Genomic DNA, 20235 nt, shown 5'->3' with positions numbered 1-20235 from the left:
CTCGCCGCCGGTGACGGACGGGGTAAAGGACTGGGTTTGAGGGCGGGGTTTGAGGGCAGAGTTTGAGGGTTGAAGGCGGACGTGACCCGACGGGCGGGCGAGCGACGGTGATGCGCACGAGCGATGACCCCGGAAACCAGCGGTTTCTTCTGGCGACCCTCCCCCCGCGGGCGGGGCAGACGCGGCTGGCCATCGGCACGGTGGCCGGGCTTCTGGTCGCCCTGGCGGTGGCCGCCCCCTTCGCCCGCCTGACGTTGGACGGGACGGCGGTCCTGCTTCCCGCCTACGCCACCGCGGTGCTGCTGACCGAGCTGATGACCGCCGTGCTGCTCTTCGCGCTCTACGCCACGCAGCGCACGCCGGCGCTGCTGGCGCTGGCCGCGGGCTACCTGACGACGGCGCTGCTGATCGTTCCCTGGGCGCTGACCTTCCCCGGTGTCTTCGCCCCGACCGGGCTGCTCGGCGCCGGGTTGCAGAGCACGGCCATCGTCGCCGCCGGGCGCCGCCTCGGTCTGCCGCTGTTCATCATCGCCTACGCGCTGCTCAAGGCCGCGGAGGCCGGCCCGCGCGACGCGCACCGCCCGGCCCTGCCCGCCATCGCCGGCGGCATGGCGCTGGCGGCGGCCCTGGCCGGGGGCCTCACCGCCTTCTCGCTGGCCGACGACGCCCTTCTGCCGCGGCTGATGGTCGACACCATGCGGGAAACGCCGCTGTGGCGGGTCGTGCCGGTGACGGCGCTGGCGCTCTGCGCCGCGGCCGTGGCGATGCTGCTGCGGCGGCGGCTCTCGGTCCTCGACCTCTGGCTGATGGTCGTGCTGGCCGCCTGGGCCATCGAGACCTGCCTGCTGAGCTTCATCAGCGGCGGGCGCTTCAGCGCCGGCTGGTGGTCGGGGCGGGTGTTCGGCCTCGCCGCCTCCAGCATCGTCCTCCTGGTCCTGCTGGCCGAGATCACGACGCTCTACGGGCGGCTGGTCCGCTCGGTGGCGGCGGAGCGGCGGGTGCGCGACGCGCGTCTGGCCAGCCTGGAGGCGCTCTCCGCCTCCATCGCGCACGAGGTCAACCAGCCGCTGGCGAGCATGGTCACCAACGCGGGCGCCGGGCTGCGCTGGCTGGACCGGCCGTCGCCCAATCTGGTGGAGGTGCGGGCGGCGCTGAAGCGGATCTCCGACGACGGGCACCGCGCCGCGCGGGTGATCGCCTGCATCCGCGATTCCTTCCGCAAGGCGCCGCCCCAGCGCAGCCGGCTGGACATCAACGACGTGATCCGGAGCGCGCTCGACCGCACGGAGGGGGAGCGCCGCCTGAACCGCATCGCCGTGCGCACCGACCTTCAGCAGCGCCTGCCGCCGGTCAACGGCAGCGCCGTGCAGCTCGAGCAGGTGCTGTTGAACCTGATCGCCAACGCCGACGACGCGATGGCCGCGGTCACCGACCGCCCGCGCGTGCTGAGCATCCGCTCGCGCCGACGCGGGCTTGCGGACGTCATCGTGTCGGTGGAGGACACCGGCACCGGCCTGCAGGCGTCCCAGGAGGAGCGGCTGTTCGAACCTTTCTTCACCACCAAGGAGCATGGGATCGGCATGGGGCTGACCATTTGCCAGTCGATCGTGGAGGCCCATGGCGGCCGGCTGTGGGTGGCCGCCAACCAGCCCCACGGCGCCGTCTTCCGCTTCACCCTGCCCACCGACGACGAGCCGGAGCGGTCAAAGGCCGGGGCGGTGCTGGAGCGGACACGATGAGCGACCGGCCCGCCTCCGACCGCTCCGCCATGGCCGTGGAAGCGCCCTTCGTCGCCATCATCGACGACGATCCGTCGATCCGGGACTCGCTGGTCAGCCTGCTGCGCTCCGTCGGGTTGACCGCCCTGCCCTTCGCCTCGGCGCAGGAGTTCCTGCAGCAGCGCCTGCCCGACGCGCCGGGCTGCCTCGTGCTGGACGTCCGGCTGCCCGGCCAGAGCGGCCTGGAGTTCCAGCGCGAGCTGAACGGGACGGACATCCACCTGCCGGTCGTCTTCATCACCGGTCACGGCGACATTCCCATGTCGGTGACGGCGATGAAGGCCGGCGCCGTCGAGTTCCTGGCCAAACCCTTCCGCGACCAGGACCTGATCGACGCCGTCCACACCGGGATCGAGCGCGACCGCGACCGCCGCCGCGCCCTGGACGCGCTGTGCGACCTGCGCGAGCGGTTCCGCAGCCTGACCCCGCGCGAGCGGGAGGTGATGCGGCTCGTCGCCGCCGGGCAGCTCAACAAGCAGATCGCCGCCGAGCTGCAGCTCAGCGAGATCACCGTGAAGGTCCACCGCGCCAACGTGATGCGCAAGATGCAGGCGCGGTCCCTGCCCGATCTGGTGCGCATCGCCGACAAGGTGACCCTTGCCGGCGATGCCTGACCGGCCTCCGCTCACGCCCCCTTGATGAAGGCCAGCACGTCGGCGTTGAAGCGGTCCTGGTGGGTGGCCGTCAGGCCGTGCGGCGCCCCCTCATAGACCGTCAGCGTCGCCTGCGGCGCGATCTCCACGGCGCGGCGGGCCGCCGCGTCGATGGGCACGATCTGGTCGTCGTCGCCGTGGATGAGCAGCGTCGGGACGGCCATCTTCTTCAGATCCTCGGTGAAGTCGGATTCCGAGAACTGCTGGATGCAGTCGTAGGCGCCCTTGATCCCAGCCATCATGCCCTGCAGCCAGAAGGACTGCCGAAGCCCCTCCGACACCTTGGCCCCGTCGCGGTTGAAGCCGTAGAAGGGCATGGTCAGGTCCAGGAAGAACTGCGACCGGTCGTCGTAGGTGCCCTTGCGGATGCCGTCGAAGACCTCCATCGGCAGGCCGCCGGGGTTGGCCGCCGTCTTCAGTATGATCGGCGGCACCGCCCCGACCAGCACGGCCTTGGCGACGCGCGCGGTGCCGTGGCGCCCGATGTAGCGGGCGACCTCGCCGCCGCCGGTGGAATGGCCGATCATCACCGCGTCGCGCACGTCCAGCGCGTCGAGCAGTTCGGCCAGATCGTCGGCGTACTGGTCCATGTGGTTGCCGGACCAGGTCTGGTCGGACCGGCCATGGCTGCGCCGGTCGTGCGCGATGACCCGGTAGCCCTGCTGGCCGAAGAACAGCATCTGCCCGTCCCACGCGTCGGCGCTGAGCGGCCATCCGTGCGAGAAAACCACCGGCTGTCCGCTGCCCCAGTCCTTGTAGAAGATGCGGGTGCCGTCCTTGGTCGAGATCGTGCTCAAAACCCCCTCCATTTTTGGACGCGCGAAAGAACCGCGGCGCGAGGGGAAGGCCGGCACCGGCCTTTCCATGGGCTACGCGGAACCTCGTCTTCGCCACAACAGTGCCGGAGGCGGGCCGGCCTGAACACTATACGGAGGTATCGGTGACCGGAGGAGGGTATGGGAGGAGGACGGGCATCATCCGGCCAGAACGCCGGCCAGAACGCCGGCCAGAACACCGGGAAGGATTCCTTCCAGCGACAGCCGGTCGAACACCCAATCCCGATGGGCGGTCCGCAGCCGCGCCCAAAGATCCGGATCGTCCCGCAGCGCCGCCAGCCTGTGCACGGCCTCCTCCGCGTCGCCGAAGGTCAGATCGGCCTCGACGGGGCCGAACAGCGGGCCGCTGCCGACGTGCCGCCAGCTCACCAGCAGGCCGTCGCGCTTCAGGATCTCCAGGGTGCGCGGGAAGATGGCCGTGTCGTAGGCGAGGCTTCCGAAATCCAGGCAGGCCGCGGCCTCGTGATAGAGGGCGCGCGGCTGCGGGGAGACCGGGTGCGCCGCGATGCCGTGCCGGTCCCAGCCGTCCCCCCACAGGGCGAAGGACGCCCCGAAGGCGCCGCGCAGGGCGGTGGCGAAGCGCCGGCGGTTCTCCACCGCGAAGACCGCGGCGAAGGCCCGGTTGAACGCCAGCGTCCAGGCGGGATCGGCGGACGGCCCGGCCAGCCCGCACAGGTCCATGGCCGCCGTCCGGTGCAACGCCGGCTGGGCGCGCATCGCCTCGGCGACGGATTCGGCGGCGTGCCGGACGGCGGGACCGGCGGGCTCCACCGGCGGGCAGCCCTGCCCGAGATAGACGAAGCGCCCGGCGACCCGCGGCCGCTCGTCCCCCTCCCCGGCCTCCCCCGTCATGGCGCGGTAGGGGTAGCGGACCAGTCCGGGCTCGGCCTGCGACATCCAGCGCTTGTAGAGATGCGGCGTGCCGTCGCCGTCCCGCAGGGCGCAGATCCAGGGATGCACCCCCAGCGGGGCGTGGAACACCCGCGTCAGGCCCAGCCGCCCGCACTGCTCCGCCACGCTGGGGCACATGCACCACATCCGGACGTTCCAGCGTTCCATCCAGCGGTCCGCCTCCGCCACCGCGGCGGGGGTGGCGGCGCCGATCTCCTCCAGCGGGTGCTTCAGGCAGATGTGGACCAGCGCCGGGCGCGTGCCGAAGGACGCCACATAGGTGGTCAGCATCTCCACCGTGTCGCGCGGGATCTCGAACAGGTTCAGCGCGAGGATGGCGTCGATGGGCCGGTCGATCACTTCCCGCGAGATGTCGGGAAGCGCCAGCACCGATTCGTGCCCCAGCGCGATCAGGGCGGCGTGGATGGACCAGAGGATTTCCGAGGTTCCCTGCCCGCAGAGAAGCACGCGCATTGCCGTCCTCACGCCCTCTGCCGGTGCAGGGCGACCGCCTCGTCCAGCAGCGCGGCGAGACGGGCGGCGTCCCCGCCCTCCCCCTGGATCGCCGCGAAGCGGGCGCGGGCGGCGGCGCGGGCCTGCTCCAGCCGCTCCGGAGAGTCCGCCAGCGCCGCGGCCCGCGCGATGAAGGCGTCCTCGTCCGTCACCAGGAAATCCGGCCCGGCGACGCTCGCCACGTCACCGCCGGGAAAGGACAGGATCGGCACGCCCGCGGCCAGCGCCTGCGCCGCGCTCGCCCCGCCGCCGGTGCGGCGCGGGTTGAGGCAGAGGCCGCACAGCCCCAGCAACCCATCCATCCGCTCCACCCAGCCCAGGCTGCGCAGGCGCCCGGCGTGGCGGGAGGCGGCGAGCCTTGCGGGCAGTGTCCCGGCGTCCCCGGCGAACAGCACGACGGCGCGCGGGATCGCGTCGAGAAGCCGTTCCAGAAGGGTGAGGAATTCCGCCCCCACCTCGGCGTCCAGGCGGTTGCCGATCACCACGCAGGGGAAGGCGTCCTCGGGAAGCCCGAACTCCGCCGGGGCCGCGGCTGGCGCATCCCCGTCGCGACGGAGCGACAGGCCCAGGCGGAAGGGCCGCCAGGCGCGGGCGAAGCGCCCCCCTTCCGGCGGCGGGGTGGTGCCGCCGAAGTCCAGCGCGATGTCCGCCAGGGTGACGGGCGTGCCGGTGGTCGTCGGGATGCACAGCAGCGGGCGCACCGCCCCCAGCAGGTCGGCCAGCAGCACCGAACCGCCGAAGCCGATCACCACATCCGGGTCGAACGCCTCGACCGCCGCCAGGAAGCCCTTGAGCTTGCCCGTCGTCAGGCCCGGCTCGACCGAGGAGACGAGGCGGAAGCGCTGCTCCTCGAAGGCGATGAGCTGCTCGCCGTTCAACTGCGCCTCGATGGCCGCCGCGAAGGGCGGCACGAAGGGGCTGTGGTAGCGGTCCGGCATCATGTTGGTGTTGAGGATCAGAACCTCCCGCCCGGCGCCCCCCTGCAGAAGGGCCGCCTGCCGCAGCAGGTCGCGGGAGGGTTGGTGATAGGCCGACAGGAGCTGGTTGGTGACCATCACCACCCGCCCGGTGGCCGGCGCCCCGGCGGGCCGCGCAGCCGGGCGCAGATCCAGGCGCCGCGCCACCTCGCCCAGGAAGCGTTCGTAGAAGGGAAAGAGGCGGGCCGTGAAGAAGTCGGGCATGGTCGCCGCGTCCATGCGCGTCAGGAAAAGCTGGCGCTGCATGGACCAGTAGATCTGGTTGACGCCCTCCAGCGGCGCCAGGTCCAGCACATTCTCGACCATGTCCAGGATGCGGGCGAAGCGCCGCAGGTCGCCGGAGATGTGGGCCAGCGCGGATTCCCGAAGGATCGGGTCGGCGCCCCCAACGGCGGCTTCCAGCGCGGCCATCAGCGCCGGATCGGCGCCCAGCCCCGCGGCCCGCGCCTCCTCGCAGACGTCGGCGATGGCCTTCAGGTCCTCCCCCGTTCCAGCGGGTCCGCACAGTCGCGCCGCAACCGAAAGAAGGAGATCGGAGGCTTGGCTGGAGTCGTTCGGCATGTCGGCGCTCCGGATCGGACAGGGACCATGAAGGGCGGAATGGCGGGAGGCCGGACACCGGCACGGCGCAATGCGTCGCCCGGCTGTCCGCTTTGTTATCACCAACGCGGAGCAGACGCGAGCCGGCACGGGAACTTTTCGCCCGACGGTGGAAATATTTCGTTTTTTCAATCAGTTCCGGCGCATTTGATGAGGATTCGAGCCCCTTTCCGTCTTCCGGACGGGCGTGGCTTCGTTTATCTTCGGCGAGCGGTGGCCACAAAGCCTAGCCATCTGGGAAATAAGAAGACGGTTTCTTGGAGGAGTAGAGCTTGCGGATGCTCATCGCCGCGACCAATGGACTGCGCCGGCAATGCCGCAGCGTCATCATTCGTCTTATGCTGTTTGGACTAGCTTTGGTCTTTGTCGGCGCCTGCGCGCGCATCTGGGTCCTGTCTTCCTTCTTGGAGGACAAGATCAACAACCTGACCTCGTCGCAGCAGCAGTCGGCCGCGTCCTACGTCGCCCACGACATCGACGAGAAGATCAGGGCGCGGCTCGACTTCCTGCGCCGCGCCGCCGGAAGCCTGCCCGCGGCGACGCTCGACGATCCCGCGGCCCTGCACGATCGGCTGAAGACGCATCAGGAGATCGCGCCCCTGTTCTCGCGCGGGCTGATGGTGGTGCGCCTGGACGGCCACGGAGTCTTTGCCGATTATCCGGAACGGCACCGCCCGCCGGATTTCGACGTTTCGGACCGCGACTGGTTCCGGGCGGCGCTGGCATCCCGCGAGCCGGTGATCGGGCGGCCCGCCCGCTCCTCCATCGACGGGGAGCCGATGGTCGTCATGGCGATGGCGGTCACCGACGCCGCCGGGAGCCCTGTCGCGGTCCTGGCCGGCGCCACCGCCCTGTCGTCGCCCGGCTTCCTCAATCTGGTCCAGGGAAACCGCATCGGGCGCAGCGGCGGTTTCCTGCTGGTCTCCCCGCGCGACAAGCTGTTCGTATCGGCCAGCGATCACGGCATGATCCTGACCGCCACCCCGCCGGAGGGGGTGAATCCGCTGCACGACCGGGCCGTGGCCGGTTACCGCGGCACCGGCATCACCGTCAACGCGGCGGGTGTGGAGGAGTTGTCCGCCATCGCGTCCGTCCCGGCGGCGGGCTGGTTCCTGGTCGCCCGGCTGCCGACGGCGGAGGCGTTCGAGGGGGTGCGGGACCTGCAGACCTTCATCGCCACCAACAGCCTGATGATCGCCGCCTTCGCCGTGACCGTGCTGTTCATCGGCATGCGCCGCTTCTTCCGCCCGCTGACCGAGGCGGCGCGGCGGATGCATCAGATGGCCGACGGGCACGTCGAGCTGGCGCCCCTGCCGGTCCACCGCATGGACGAGGTCGGGGAACTGGCGCAGGGCTTCAACTATCTGCTGGGCAAGCTGCGGGAGCAGGAGGCGGCCCTGCGGGCGAGCGAGGCGCGCATGGCCCATATGGCCCATCACGACGCTCTGACCGGCCTGCCCAACCGCACCATGTTCCACGAGCGGCTGCAGCAGGCCATCGACCGGGCGGAGCGCGGCGGCACCCCGTTCGCCCTGCTCTACATCGACCTCGACGGCTTCAAGCCGATCAACGACAGCCACGGCCACAGCCGGGGCGACGAGGTCCTGCGTGAGGTGGCGCTGCGCCTGTCCGGCCTGCTGCGCAAATCCGACCTGATCGCCCGCATCGGCGGCGACGAGTTCGCCGTCATCCTGGAGGTGGAGGTGACCCGCGCCGGGGCGGAAACGGTGGCCGACAAGTGCCGGGCGGCGCTGGAGGAGCCCATCCTCGTCGACGGTCTGCGGCTGCCGCTCGCCCTGTCGATCGGCGTCGCGGTCTACCCGCAGGACGGGCGCGATTCCCAGCAGCTCATCGCCCACGCCGATCAGGCCATGTACGCGGTCAAGAGGGGCGCCGCCCAGGTCCCCGCCCTGTAGGCACGCCCGCTCAGTGGCAGCTTGAACCGCCGCCGGCCGGGCCGCAGCCCTTGCAGCCCCCGCCGCAGCCGGGCCCCTTCGGCGCCGCCCCGCCCAGCAGGCGGGCGCGCAGCCCGGCCGGCAGGATCACCCGCCACACCGTCCACGCCGCGGCCAGCGCCACCACCACCGCGACCAGCAGATCCTGCCACATGGCCGTGCCCTCCCCTTTCCTCACAGCAGCGCGGACGCGACGCGGTAGGTGACGAAGCTCGCCCCGTAGGCCAGCGTGATCATGTAGGCGAACATCACCGCCGGCCAGAACCAGCCGTTGGTCTCCCGCTTCACCACCGACAGGGTGGCGACGCATTGCGGGGCGAAGACGTACCAGGCGAGCAGCGACAGGGCGGTCGGCAGGCTCCAGGAGGCCGCCAGCGCCCCGGCCAGCGAGGATTGCAGCGCGTCGCCGCTCTCGCTCAGCGCGTAGATGGTGCCCAGCACGCCGACCGCCACCTCGCGCGCCGCGATGCCCGGCACCAGCGCCACGGCGATCTGCCAGGTGAAGCCGATGGGCGCCAGCAGCGGTTCCAGCGCGTGGCCGATCATGCCGGCGATGGAGTACTGGATGGCCGGCTCGGTCGCCCTCTCCGGCGCGCCGGGGAAGCTCGCCAGGAACCACATGACGATCATCAGCGCGAAGATCGTCGTGCCGGCCCGCGCCAGGAAGACCTTGGCCCGCTCGAACAGGCCCAGCGCGATGTCGCGCGGGTTGGGCAGGCGGTAGGCCGGAAGCTCCATCAGCAGCGGCTCGCGCGCGCCCTTGAACACCGTGCCCTTCAGCACGAAGGCGACGGCCAGCGCCGACAGGATGCCGGCGGCGTAGAGCGCGAACATCACCAGCCCCGGCAGACCGACCAGACCGCCCAGCAGCGGACGGTCCGGCACGAAGGCCGCGATCAGCAGCGTGTAGACCGGCAGCCGGGCGGAGCAGGTCATCAGCGGAGCGATCATGATGGTGGCCAGCCGGTCGGCCCGGTTCTCGATGGTGCGCGCCGCCATGACGCCGGGCACCGCGCAGGCGAAGCTGGACAGCAGCGGGATGAAGGCCCGCCCGTGCAGCCCCACCCCGCCCATCAGCCGGTCCAGCAGGAAGGCGGCGCGGGCGAGATAGCCGGTCGCCTCCAGCACCAGGATGAAGAAGAACAGCACCAGGATCTGCGGCAGGAAGATGACCACGCTGCCCACCCCGGCGATGATCCCGTCGGTCAGCAGGCTGCGCAACGCGCCGTCCGGCAGGGTGGCGGCCACCCAGTCCTTCAGCCCGCTGACCGCGCCGTCGATCAGGTTCATCGGCGCCTCGGCCCAGGCGAACACCGCCTGGAACATCAGGAACAGCACGAGGAACAGGAAGGCCAGCCCGAACACCGGGTGCAGCAGCACGGCGTCCACCCGCCGGGTCGCCAGCGGCGGCAGGCCGGCGTCGGTCACGCAGCCGGCCAGCAGCCCTTCGACCTCCTGGTGGTAGGCCCGCAGGTCGCGCGAGGAGGGTTCGCTCCAGCCGCAGGAGGCCGGGGTTTCGGCAGCGTCCGCCGCCGCATCGGCCGCCATCGCCATGGCCCCGTCGATCTGCTCCAGCAGCGGCTGGACGCCGCCGCGGCGGATGGCGACGGTCGGCACCACCGGCACGCCGAGCGCGGCCGACAGGGCCGCCGCGTCGATGCGGCACCCCCGCTTCTCCGCCGCGTCCATCATGTTCAGCGCCAGGATGATCGGGCGGCCCAGCCGCTTCAGCTCGATCACCAGCCGCAGGTTCAGGCGCAGGTTGGTGGCGTCGGCGACGCAGACCAGCAGGTCGGGGCTGTCCTCGTGCGAGAAGCGGCCCAGCACGACGTCGCGGGTCACCTCCTCGTCGGGGGAGCGGGCGCGCAGGCTGTAGGTGCCCGGCAGGTCGATCACCTGCACGCGGCGGCCGAGCGGGCTGACGAAATGCCCGATCTTCCGTTCCACGGTGACGCCGGGGTAGTTCGCCACCTTCTGGCGGGACCCGGTGAGCGCGTTGAACAGGGCGGTCTTGCCGCAGTTCGGGTTGCCGACCAGCGCGATGCGCGGCGGCAGGGCGGAGTCCAGGACCGACATGGCCGGATGTCCTTGCAGGAGGTCGCTTTGACGGAGGGTGGCGGCGGCGCGCGTCGGGCGGCGGGCGTCAGGTGGCCGGCGCCACCAGCACGGCGCGCGCCTCGGCGCGGCGGAGCGCCAGCGTGTGCTCGTTCACGCGGATGGCGATGGGGTCGCGGCCCGGAAAGGCTTCGTGCAGGACCTCGACGTGGGAGCCCTCGACCAGCCCCATCTCGATCATGCGCCGCTCCAGCTCCCCTTCGGGAAGGGTGGTGACGCCCCCCCGCTCATCGACGCCGGTCACGCGGGCGCGCTCGCCCTTCTTCAACTCGCCCAAATGCCGTCCACCGGGGGACTGGCCCGTTTCGGGGGTGGGATGACCGCTCATGGCTGCACCTGATCGCACCGGGAGGTGGGGGGCGCGTCCGTGTCCGCCCCTCTTCGCCGCGGATGATCCTGCGAAGCGTTCGCATTCGTCCAGCCGGCCAAATGTCGCAGGAGCCTTGTGAAATTAGCGTAACGACCCCATGGCGACTAGGGCTTTGCGGGAGCGGGAGCGCCCTTCGCGTCGCCTTTCGCAACCGGTGCGGGAGCCGGCGCCCTGGCGGAGCGGTCGAGGTTGGCCTGCGCGGTCTTCGCCGCCGCGCTGTTCGGCGCGTTGCGGACGATCTGGCTCCAATCCTCCCGCGCGCCCGGCAGATTGCCGGCCTGCGCCTTGATGTTGGCGCGCAGCAGCAGGGCGTCGGGGTCGCCGGGGCGCAGCTCCAGCGCACGGTCGATGTCGGCGACGGCCTGCCGGTCGTTGGCCAGCGCCTTGTGCGCGGCGGCGCGGTAGAGATAGGCCTCGGGCCGCCGCGGGTCCCTCTTCAGCGCCGCGTCCAGGTCGGCCACGGCGTCCCAGAAGCGCTCCGTCTCGGCCCGCGCGATGGCGCGGTCGATCAACAGGTCCACATCGTCCGGCTGGAGCGCCAGGGCGCGGCTGTAGGCCCGCTCCGCCCGCACATTGTCACCGGCGCGCAGCCACGCCCAGCCGGCCCGCCCGAGGATCGAGGCCCCGGCCTTCGGGTCGTCCTTGCCCAGCACCGGGGCCAGCTCCTCCAGCCGCGCCCCGGCGGTGGTGAAGTCGCCCTTGTGGAACAGCGCCAGCGCCTGGCACAGCCGGGCATGGTCGCCGCCGCCGCGGTTCAGCCAGGTCTGCGCGCTCTCCAGCGCCTCGGCCGGGCGCTTCTCGGCCAGGGTCAGGCAGGCCTGGAACTCCCGGTTGTGATCGACGGCGGGAGCGGCCAAGGCCGGAACGGAGACGGCCGGGCCGGCGGAGAGAAGCGCCAGCGCGGCCGTGATGAGGTAAGCGTTGCGTCGGTTCATGGCGGCCTTACACTCCGTCATTGCCGCTTCCGACGCAAGGACCCCGCAAGACATGGCTTCACCCCGTCTGTTCGTCTTCGGCCTGGGCTTCACCGCCCGCGTGTTCGCCGACCGGCTGAAGGCCGAGGGCTGGCGGATCGCCGCCACCTGCCGCGGCGAGGACAAGCGCGCCGCCCTGGAGGCGCAGGGCATCGAGGCGTTCCTGTTCGACCGGGGTCGCCCGCTGGAGGACGCCCGCGCCGCGCTGGCCGGCACCACCCATCTGCTGGTCAGCGTCCCGCCCGACGAGCGGGGCGACCCGGTGCTGGACCAGCACGCCATGGATCTGGCGGACCTGCGGACGCTCGACTGGGCCGGCTACCTCTCCACCACCGGGGTCTACGGCGACACCAAGGGCGAATGGGTGGGCGAGGCGGCGTGGCTGCGCCCCACCGGCGAGCGGCAGAAGCGCCGCGTCGAGGCGGAGCGCGGCTGGCTGAACCTCTACCGGCAGTACGGCGTGCCGCTGCACGTCTTCCGGCTGGCCGGCATCTACGGGCCGGGGCGCAGCGCGCTGGACAACGTGCGCGACGGCACCGCCCGGCGGGTGGACAAGCCCGGGCAGGTGTTCAGCCGCATCCATGTGGAGGACATCGCGGCGACGCTGCGCGCCTCGATGGACAAGCCGACGCTGGGCGCGGTCTACAACGTCGCCGACGACCTGCCCTCCCCCTCCCACGAGGTGGTGAGCTACGCCTGCGGCCTGCTGGGGGTGGAACCGCCGCCCCTGCTGCCCTTCGCGGAGGCCGGCCTGTCGCCGATGGCCGCCAGCTTCTACGCCGACTGCCGCCGGGTGAAGAACGACCGGATCAAGCGCCAGCTCGGCGTGGAGCTGGCCTACCCGGACTACCGCGCCGGCCTGGACGCCCAGTTCGCGGCGGAATCCGCGGCGGGGAACGGGCGGTAGAGTCGCTGCGGCGCGAATCGCGCGCCCTCCCGCCCCGGCCGCAATCCCCCGCAATATCCCCCTACGGCGGCACCCCGCGGGGGCGTCACGGGCCTCCGGAAGGGCTGGAATCGTCCTTTCCGGCGACCGCCCTGCCCTGCCGAACGAATTTGGTTCGGCAAAACCGACGTTGTGGTATCATGCGCCCCCGTTCCGGCCCGCTGGACTGTGGCCGGACCGGCATGGGTACACCTGCGAATCGCAAAAAACACGACCTGCCGAGACGACGACCAGCATGAACATCATCATCGAACGCGCCGCCCTTCTCCGGTCCCTTGGTCATGTGCAGAGCGTGGTGGAGCGCAGGAACACCATCCCCATCCTGTCCAACGTGCTGCTGCGGGCGAGCGACGGCGAGCTGTCGCTGGCCGCCACCGACATGGACCTGGAGATCGTCGAGACGGTCCCGGCCACGGTGACCCGCGCCGGCGGCACCACCGCCCCGGCCCACACGCTGTACGACATCGTGCGCAAGCTGCCCGACGGCAGCCAGGTGGAGCTGGACATCGGCGGCGACGGCACGATCCTGACGCTGCGCGCCGGCCGGTCGCAGTTCAAGCTGTCCTGCCTGCCGATCGACGATTTCCCGCAGCTCTCCGGCGGCGACCTGCCGCACCGCTTCGACCTGACGGCGGGCGATCTGCGGGCGCTGGTCGACCGCACCCGCTTCGCCATCTCGACCGAAGAGACGCGCTACTACCTCAACGGCATCTACCTGCACGCCGCCAAGGCCAAGGCCGGCGGGGCCGAGCTGCCGGTGCTGCGCGCCGTGGCGACGGACGGCCACCGTCTGGCGCGGGTCGAGATGCCGCTGCCGGAGGGAGCCGCCGGCATCCCCGGCGTCATCGTTCCGCGCAAGACCGTGAACGAGATCCGCAAGCTGATCGACGAGGCCGCCGACCGCATCGAGCTGTCGCTGTCGGACAACAAGATCCGCTTCGCCTTCGATTCGGTGGTCGTCACCTCCAAGCTGATCGACGGCACCTTCCCGGACTACGAGCGGGTCATCCCGGTCGGCAACGACAAGACGATGGAGGTGGACGCCAAGCTGTTCGCCGCCGCCGTGGACCGCGTCGCCACCATCTCCACCGAGAAGAGCCGGGCGGTGAAGCTGTCGCTGACCCGCGGCACGCTGACCCTCTCCGCCACCAGCCCCGAGGCCGGCAGCGCCACCGAGGAGCTGGAGGTCGGCTACGACGAGGGCCCCCTGGAAATCGGCTTCAACTCTCGCTATCTGCTCGACATCACGCAGCAGATCGAGGGCGAGGGCGCGCGCTTCTCGCTGGCCGATGCCGCCTCGCCGACCATCGTGCGCGACGTCGCCGACTCCACGGCCCTTTACGTGTTGATGCCGATGCGTGTGTGACCGGTCCGGACGGATCGGCGCTTTTCGGGCCGGTGCGCTCTGGACCCCGTGTTTCGTGGGGTGCGGCGATCCGGCCCCCGCATCCCGGATCGGACGCTTTGCTCGACGCCAGACAGACTTCGCCCCATCCCATCCCCGTGATGGACACTCCGGCCGCTTTGGCGGTGACGCGCCTGACCCTGACCCGCTTCCGCGGCTATGACAGCGCGCGCCTGGAGCCCGACCACCGCCCGGTGGTGCTGACCGGGCCGAACGGCGCCGGCAAGACCAACCTGCTGGAGGCCGTCAGCTTCCTCGCCCCCGGACGCGGGCTGCGCGGCGCCAAGCTGTCGGAGGTCGAGCGGATCGGCAGCAGCGCTGGCAATGGCGCGGGCGCCGGCTGGGCGGTCGCCGCCGTTCTGGACACCCCCACCGGCCCCGTGGAGATCGGCACCGGCCGCGAGATCGGCCCCCAGGCGGCCTCGGGCGCCGAGCGCGACCGCCGCGTCGTCCGGGTGGACGGCCACCCCGCCAAGGGCCAGACCGTGCTGGCCGAGCATGTCGCCGTCGTCTGGCTGACCCCCCAGATGGACCGTCTGTTCCTGGAAGGCTCCAGCGGGCGCCGCCGCTTCCTTGATCGCCTCGTCTTCGGATTCGACCCCGCCCACGCCGGGCGGCTCAGCCGCTACGAGCACGCCCTGCGCGAGCGCGCCCGCCTGCTGCGCGAGGGCCATCGCGGCTGGAACGGCGACGAGGGCTGGCTGAGCGGGCTGGAGGATCAGATGGCGACCACCGGAGTCGCCGTGGCCGCGGCCCGCCGCGACGTGGTGCAACGGCTGCGCGCCGCCTGCGGACGGGCCGTCGGCCCCTTCCCCGGCGCCGAACTGACGGTCCAGGGCTCGGTGGAACGCTGGCTCGACGACGGCCCGGCGCTGGCCGCCGAGGACGCGCTGCGCCGCTCGCTGCGCGACAGCCGGCGGGCCGATTCGGACAGCGGCGGCGCCACGCTGGGGCCGCACAAGAGCGACCTCGCGGTGCGCCACGCCCAGAAGGACATGCCGGCGGCGCTCTGCTCCACCGGGGAGCAGAAGGCGCTGCTGATCGCCATCATGCTGGCCAACGCCCGGCTTCTCGCGGCGGAGCGCGGGGCCGCCCCGCTGCTGCTGCTGGACGAGGTGGCCGCCCATCTGGACCCGCAGCGGCGCGAGGCGCTGTTCGACGAGATCCTGGCGCTGGGCGCCCAGGCCTGGATGACCGGCACCGACGATTCGGTCTTCGGGCCGCTGGGCGGTGCGGCCAAACGCTTCCACATCGAGGATGCGACCGTGACCCCGGCCTAGCGCTCGAAAAAGGGCGCTCGAAAACGGCCCCCTAAAAAAGGGCTGAAATGCCCAGAAAATCGCATACCGAAGAACGGTATTCCGCCGAAACGCAACGCAGTCTGCTATAATCGCACCATGGCACAGGAAGCACTGAAGAACGACCTCCCGCAGCAGGATTACGGCGCGGAATCGATCACCGTCTTGCGCGGGCTGGACGCCGTGCGCAAGCGTCCGGGCATGTACATCGGCGACACCGATGACGGCTCCGGACTGCACCACATGGTCTACGAGGTCGTGGACAACGCGATCGACGAGGCGCTGGCCGGCTACTGCGACGCGGTCGTGGTGCAGCTCAACGCCGACGGGTCGGTCACGGTGCGCGACAACGGCCGCGGCATCCCCACCGACATCCACTCCGAAGAGGGCGTGTCGGCGGCGGAGGTCGTGATGACCCAGCTCCACGCCGGCGGCAAGTTCAACCAGAACTCCTACAAGGTGTCGGGTGGTCTGCACGGCGTGGGCGTCTCGGTGGTGAACGCCCTGTCGGAGACGCTGGAGCTGCGCATCTGGCGCAACGGCCGCGAATGGTTCATGCGCTTCCGCCACGGCGTCGCCGACGAGCGGCTGGCCGACATCGGCGCGGCTCCGATGGTGGACGACGGCAAGGGCGGGCAGAAGCCGCTCTCCGGGACCGAGGTCACCTTCCTGCCGTCCAAGGACACCTTCACCAACACCGAATTCGACTTCGCCACGCTGGAACACCGGCTGCGCGAGCTGGCCTTCCTGAACTCCGGCGTGCGGCTGGTGCTGACCGACGCCCGCGGCGTGGAGCCGCGGGTTCAGGACCTCCATTATGAAGGCGGCCTGGAAGCCTTCGTGAACTGGCTCGACCGCTCGAAGGTGCCGCTGCACAAGCCGGCCATCTCCATCAAGGCGGAACGCCCGACCGAGCATGGCGGGTTGGTCAGCGTGGAATGCTCGCTCCAGTGGAACGACAGCTACCACGAGACGACCCTCTGCTTCACCAACAACATCCCGCAGAAGGACGGCGGCACCCACCTCGCCGGCTTCCGCGCGGCGCTGACGCGGGCGATCAACAACTACGCCAACGAGTCGGGCATCGCGAAGAAGGAGAAGGTCAACCTCTCCGGCGACGACGCGCGCGAGGGGTTGACCTGCGTGCTCTCGGTGAAGGTGCCCGACCCGAAATTCTCCAGCCAGACCAAGGACAAGCTGGTCTCCTCCGAAGTCCGCCCGGTGGTCGAGGCGGTGGTGGGCGAATGCCTCGCCCAGTATTTCGAGGAGCATCCGGCGGACGCCAAGCGCGTCGTCCAGAAGGTGGTCGAGGCCGCCGCCGCCCGTGAGGCCGCCCGCAAGGCGCGCGAGCTGACCCGGCGCAAGGGGGCGCTCGACATCGCCTCCCTGCCCGGCAAGCTGGCCGACTGCCAGGAGCGCGACCCGGCGCTGTCCGAACTCTTCATCGTGGAGGGCGATTCGGCGGGCGGCTCGGCCAAGCAGGGCCGGTCGCGCCAGTTCCAGGCCATCCTGCCGCTGCGCGGCAAGATCCTGAACGTCGAGCGGGCGCGCTTCGACAAGATGCTGTCCTCGGCGGAGATCGGCACGCTGATCGCGGCGCTGGGCACCGGCATCGGGCGCGACGAGTTCAACCCGGACAAGACGCGCTACCACAAGATCATCATCATGACCGACGCGGACGTGGACGGCAGCCACATCCGCACGCTCCTGCTGACCTTCTTCTTCCGGCAGATGCCGGAACTGATCGAGCGCGGCTATCTCTACATCGCCCAGCCGCCGCTCTACCGCATCAAGCGCGGCAACGCGAAGGAACGGTACCTGAAGGACGACCGGGCGCTGGAGGAGTATCTGATCGAGGCGGCGCTGGGCGACCTGTCCGTGCGCCCCGCCGACGGCTCCCTGCTGACCGGCGAGCCGCTGCGCGAGATGGTCGAACAGGCGCGCGGCGCCCGCCTCCACATCGAGACGCTGGCCCGCAAGGCCGGCAACCTGTCGGTGGTGGAATCGGCGGCGGTGAGCGGCGCCCTGTCGGTCGCCCTGTCGCAGGACACCGCCCAGGCGCAGCAGGCGGCCGAGACGGTGGCCGCCCGGCTGAACGCGCTGGACGCGGAGGGCGGCTGGCGCGGCGAGAGCCTGCTCCAGGGTGGCTACGCGCTGGTGCGGACGCGCCGCGGCGTGACCCACCGCCACCATCTGGACGCCGATCTGCTGAAGAGCGCCGAGGCCCGCAAGCTGGACGCCATCGCGGCGGACCTGAAGCGCGTCTACGCCGAGCCGGGCCGCGCCTTCGAGAAGCAGAAGGAGAGCCGCAGCCTGACCGGCCCCGTCGCCCTGTTCGACACGGTGATGGAGCTGGGCCGCCGCGGCGTGACGATCCAGCGCTACAAGGGCCTGGGCGAGATGAACCCCGACCAGCTCTGGGAAACCACGCTGGACCCGACCAAGCGCTCGCTGCTGCAGGTGAAGGTCAACCACGCCGATCAGGCGGAAGAGGTCTTCTCCACCCTGATGGGTGACATCGTCGAGCCGCGCCGCGAGTTCATCCAGGAGAACGCCCTGAAGGTCGCCAACCTCGACGTTTAAACGGTTCTCGCGGGGTTCCCCGGACAATCGGCGCGAAACGTGAAACGGGCGGAACCGAAAGGCTCCGCCCGTTTCCTATCCTGGCCTCCCCATGTCTTGGGGGTGGGGCATCAATGATCCGCATCAGACCCACAAGCCCGTGCGATGCCCCCGCTCTGCCAGGGATCGAGCGCAGTTCCGGCGAGATCTTTCGGCAATGGGCGGGGCTGGAGTGGATCGCCGATGACGACGTCCAGTCCGAGGAACGGCATCGCGCCCTGATCGCCGATGGCGTCGCCTACGTCGCCGCGTTGGAAGGGCATGAAATCGTCGCCTTCCTGAACGGGACGGTGACACCCGATGCCCTTCACATCTGGCAGGTGGCCGTCCGCCAGGATCAGCAGGGGCAGGGCATCGGACGGCAGCTGATCGAAGCGGCTCAGCGCCATGCCGTCGAGCATGGCGCTCCCTCCCTGACTTTGACCACCTTCAGGGACGTGCCCTGGAACGAACCCTATTATCGAAGACTTGGCTTCATCACGCTGGATGGCGGACAGCTCGGCCCCCGGCTGAGTGCCGTTCTGGACGCGGAGAAACAGGCTGGTCTCCCCATCGCACGGCGTTGCGCCATGAGGAAAACCCGCTGACGGCAACCCGCCGCGCACCAAGTCGGGGAGCAACCGGTTGCGGTGTGAACAATTCGTCAGTCGAATGCTTGGCTGTAATTTTCTTGCCTTGCTGCGTTGCATACTCAGCGTATCTGGTATTTGGTATGCCAGTGTATCGTCATCTCCATCAGCGACGAAGGAGATGCACCATGGCTTACACCACCGCTTCGCACACCGATCATGACGGCGCTCTGTCGGGGATCGTCAAGGGCGTCCGCGAGTTCGTGAGCGCCTGGTTCGAAGCATCCGCCGCCTACACCGTCTATCGTGAGCTGTCGGCCTTGAGCAGGGCGGAACTGGCCTCCCGCGGCCTGCGCCGCGAGGACATCGGCCGTGTCGCCATGGACCTGCCGACGCTGATGCGCGAGTGACCCGCGCACGATCACGCTCCCGCGCGGTTCGCTCCGCGCGGTGACGCCCAGGACATGGAAAACGGAAGCGGGCGGGGCTGCGAGGCTCCGCCTTTTTCTTGTTGCCTGCGCCCCGGCGATGCAGAATCCCTCTCATAATTGAAAAGAATGGGAAGGGAGACTCCCCCGCCATGAAACGTCGTTCCTTTTTGACCAGCGCCGGCGTCGGTCTGGCCGCCAGCACCGTCGTCGCCGCGCCGGCGATCGCGCAGAGTCAGCCCGAAATCAAGTGGCGCATGGCGTCGAGCTACCCCAAGAGCCTCGACACCATCTTCGGCGGGGCGGAGCTGGTCGCCCGCCGGGTCGCCGCCGCCACCGACAACAAGTTCCAGATCCGCACCTTCGCGGCGGGCGAGATCGTGCCGGCGCTCCAGGTGCTGGACGCGGTGCAGAACGGCACGATCGAGTGCGGCCAGTCCGCCGCCTATTTCTACATCGGCAAGGACCCGACCTTCTGCTTCGACACGGCCATGCCCTTCGGCCTGAACACGCGCCAGCACATCGCCTGGATGATGCACGGCGGCGGGCTGGAGCTGATGCGGGAGCTGTTCCGGGAGCACAACATCTACAACATCCCCGCCGGCAACACGACGGCCCAGATGGGCGGCTGGTTCCGCAAGGAAATCAAGACGGTGGAGGACCTGAGCGGCCTCAAGATGCGGGTCGGCGGGCTGGCCGGGCAGATCATGGGCAAGCTGGGCCTCGTCCCGCAGCAGATCGGCGGCGGCGACATCTACCCGGCGCTGGAGCGCGGCACCATCGACGCGGCGGAGTTCGTCGGCCCCTACGACGACGAAAAGCTGGGCTTCCACAAGGTTGCCAAATACTACTACTCGCCGGGCTGGTGGGAAGGCTCCGCCCAGATCCCGCTGATGATCAACATCACCGCGTGGGAGCAGCTTCCGGAGTCCTACAAGACGATCCTGGAGCAGGCCTGCTGGGAGGCCAACACCTGGATGATCGCCAAGTACGACGCCGTCAACGCCGCGGCGCTGAAGCGTCTGGTGGCCGGCGGCGCCCAGCTCCGCGCCTTCCCGCGCGAGGTCATGATGGCCTGCGAGAAGATCGCCAACGAGCTGTATGACGAGCTGTCGGCCAAGAACCCGCGCTTCAAGAAGGTCTACGAGGCGTGGAAGCCCTTCCGCGACGAGGAGCGGCTGTGGTTCCGCGTCGCCGAGAACAGCTTCGACTCCTACGTCTATTCCCAGTCGGCGCAACGCCGCTGAGAAGGCGCCGCGGAGAAAGCACCGCTGAGAAAGCACCGCTGAGAAAGCGCGGCCCCTC

Annotated in this window: 17 protein-coding genes; 10 read left to right on the top strand and 7 right to left on the bottom strand. The window is 70.4% G+C overall.

Features of this window, described 5'->3' with window-relative positions:
* The first annotated feature begins 110 nt into the window (after positions 1-110).
* A complete protein-coding gene (locus TSH58p_RS27190; protein WP_109071080.1) occupies positions 111-1739 on the top strand; it encodes an MASE4 domain-containing protein in 1629 nt (542 codons plus the stop codon).
* The gene (locus TSH58p_RS27185) at positions 1736-2392 is read left to right on the top strand and encodes a response regulator transcription factor (RefSeq protein WP_109071079.1); all 657 of its coding nucleotides are present in this window, start codon (positions 1736-1738) and stop codon (positions 2390-2392) included. The genes TSH58p_RS27190 and TSH58p_RS27185 overlap by 4 nt, the downstream gene beginning before the upstream one ends.
* 11 nt (positions 2393-2403) lie before the next feature.
* On the opposite strand, the gene TSH58p_RS27180 is transcribed toward TSH58p_RS27185, so the two are convergent.
* The 3 genes from TSH58p_RS27180 to TSH58p_RS27170 form a co-directional block, all read right to left on the bottom strand.
* The gene (locus TSH58p_RS27180) at positions 2404-3228 is read right to left on the bottom strand and encodes an alpha/beta fold hydrolase (protein ID WP_109071078.1); all 825 of its coding nucleotides are present in this window, start codon (positions 3226-3228) and stop codon (positions 2404-2406) included.
* 177 nt (positions 3229-3405) lie between these two features.
* On the bottom strand, positions 3406-4632 hold the full coding sequence (locus TSH58p_RS27175) for a glycosyltransferase (protein ID WP_109071077.1): 1227 nt from the start codon (positions 4630-4632) through the stop codon (positions 3406-3408).
* A gap of 8 nt (positions 4633-4640) precedes the next feature.
* Entirely contained in the window at positions 4641-6209 is a 1569-nt protein-coding gene (locus tag TSH58p_RS27170; RefSeq protein WP_109071076.1) for a glycosyltransferase, read from the bottom strand.
* A 443-nt stretch (positions 6210-6652) separates the two neighbouring features.
* On the opposite strand from TSH58p_RS27170, the gene TSH58p_RS27165 reads away from it, so the two are divergent.
* Entirely contained in the window at positions 6653-8164 is a 1512-nt protein-coding gene (locus tag TSH58p_RS27165; RefSeq protein ID WP_247874131.1) for a GGDEF domain-containing protein, read from the top strand.
* Between the two features lie 10 nt (positions 8165-8174).
* Here TSH58p_RS27165 and TSH58p_RS27160 read toward each other — a convergent pair whose 3' ends face one another.
* From TSH58p_RS27160 to TSH58p_RS27145, 4 genes are all read right to left on the bottom strand, one after another.
* Entirely contained in the window at positions 8175-8357 is a 183-nt protein-coding gene (locus TSH58p_RS27160) for a hypothetical protein (RefSeq protein ID WP_109071074.1), read from the bottom strand.
* A gap of 20 nt (positions 8358-8377) precedes the next feature.
* Complete coding sequence (locus tag TSH58p_RS27155) at positions 8378-10279, bottom strand: ferrous iron transporter B (protein ID WP_109071073.1); 1902 nt, start codon at positions 10277-10279, stop codon at positions 8378-8380.
* A gap of 67 nt (positions 10280-10346) precedes the next feature.
* Positions 10347-10646 carry a FeoA family protein gene (locus tag TSH58p_RS27150; RefSeq protein ID WP_109071072.1) on the bottom strand — a complete coding sequence of 100 codons (300 nt, stop codon included), beginning with the start codon at positions 10644-10646 and terminating at the stop codon, positions 10347-10349.
* Between the two features lie 146 nt (positions 10647-10792).
* On the bottom strand, positions 10793-11623 hold the full coding sequence (locus TSH58p_RS27145; RefSeq protein ID WP_247874130.1) for a tetratricopeptide repeat protein: 831 nt from the start codon (positions 11621-11623) through the stop codon (positions 10793-10795).
* Positions 11624-11675: 52 nt separating this feature from the next.
* Here TSH58p_RS27145 and TSH58p_RS27140 point away from each other — a divergent pair, with 52 nt between their 5' ends.
* The 7 genes from TSH58p_RS27140 (at position 11676) to TSH58p_RS27110 (ending at position 20177) form a co-directional block, all read left to right on the top strand.
* Positions 11676-12569, top strand: a complete 894-nt coding sequence (locus tag TSH58p_RS27140) for an SDR family oxidoreductase (protein WP_109071070.1) — start codon at positions 11676-11678, stop codon at positions 12567-12569.
* Between the two features lie 274 nt (positions 12570-12843).
* A complete protein-coding gene (dnaN, locus tag TSH58p_RS27135; RefSeq protein ID WP_109071069.1) occupies positions 12844-13974 on the top strand; it encodes a DNA polymerase III subunit beta in 1131 nt (376 codons plus the stop codon).
* 140 nt (positions 13975-14114) lie between these two features.
* The gene (gene recF / locus TSH58p_RS27130; protein ID WP_109071068.1) at positions 14115-15293 is read left to right on the top strand and encodes a DNA replication/repair protein RecF; all 1179 of its coding nucleotides are present in this window, start codon (positions 14115-14117) and stop codon (positions 15291-15293) included.
* Between the two features lie 117 nt (positions 15294-15410).
* Positions 15411-17894: a DNA topoisomerase (ATP-hydrolyzing) subunit B gene (gene gyrB, locus TSH58p_RS27125; RefSeq protein ID WP_109071067.1), complete on the top strand. Its 2484-nt coding sequence runs from the start codon at positions 15411-15413 to the stop codon at positions 17892-17894.
* Positions 17895-18007: 113 nt separating this feature from the next.
* The gene (locus tag TSH58p_RS27120) at positions 18008-18520 is read left to right on the top strand and encodes a GNAT family N-acetyltransferase (protein ID WP_109071066.1); all 513 of its coding nucleotides are present in this window, start codon (positions 18008-18010) and stop codon (positions 18518-18520) included.
* A gap of 170 nt (positions 18521-18690) precedes the next feature.
* The gene (locus TSH58p_RS27115) at positions 18691-18912 is read left to right on the top strand and encodes a hypothetical protein (RefSeq protein WP_109071065.1); all 222 of its coding nucleotides are present in this window, start codon (positions 18691-18693) and stop codon (positions 18910-18912) included.
* 170 nt (positions 18913-19082) lie between these two features.
* A complete protein-coding gene (locus TSH58p_RS27110; RefSeq protein WP_109071064.1) occupies positions 19083-20177 on the top strand; it encodes a TRAP transporter substrate-binding protein in 1095 nt (364 codons plus the stop codon).
* Positions 20178-20235 lie beyond the last annotated feature (58 nt).

This window comes from Azospirillum sp. TSH58 (genome assembly GCF_003119115.1).
Lineage (GTDB): Bacteria > Pseudomonadota > Alphaproteobacteria > Azospirillales > Azospirillaceae > Azospirillum.
Note: the sequence above shows the minus strand (reverse complement) of the source record. Positions and strands in the feature narration are given on the sequence as shown.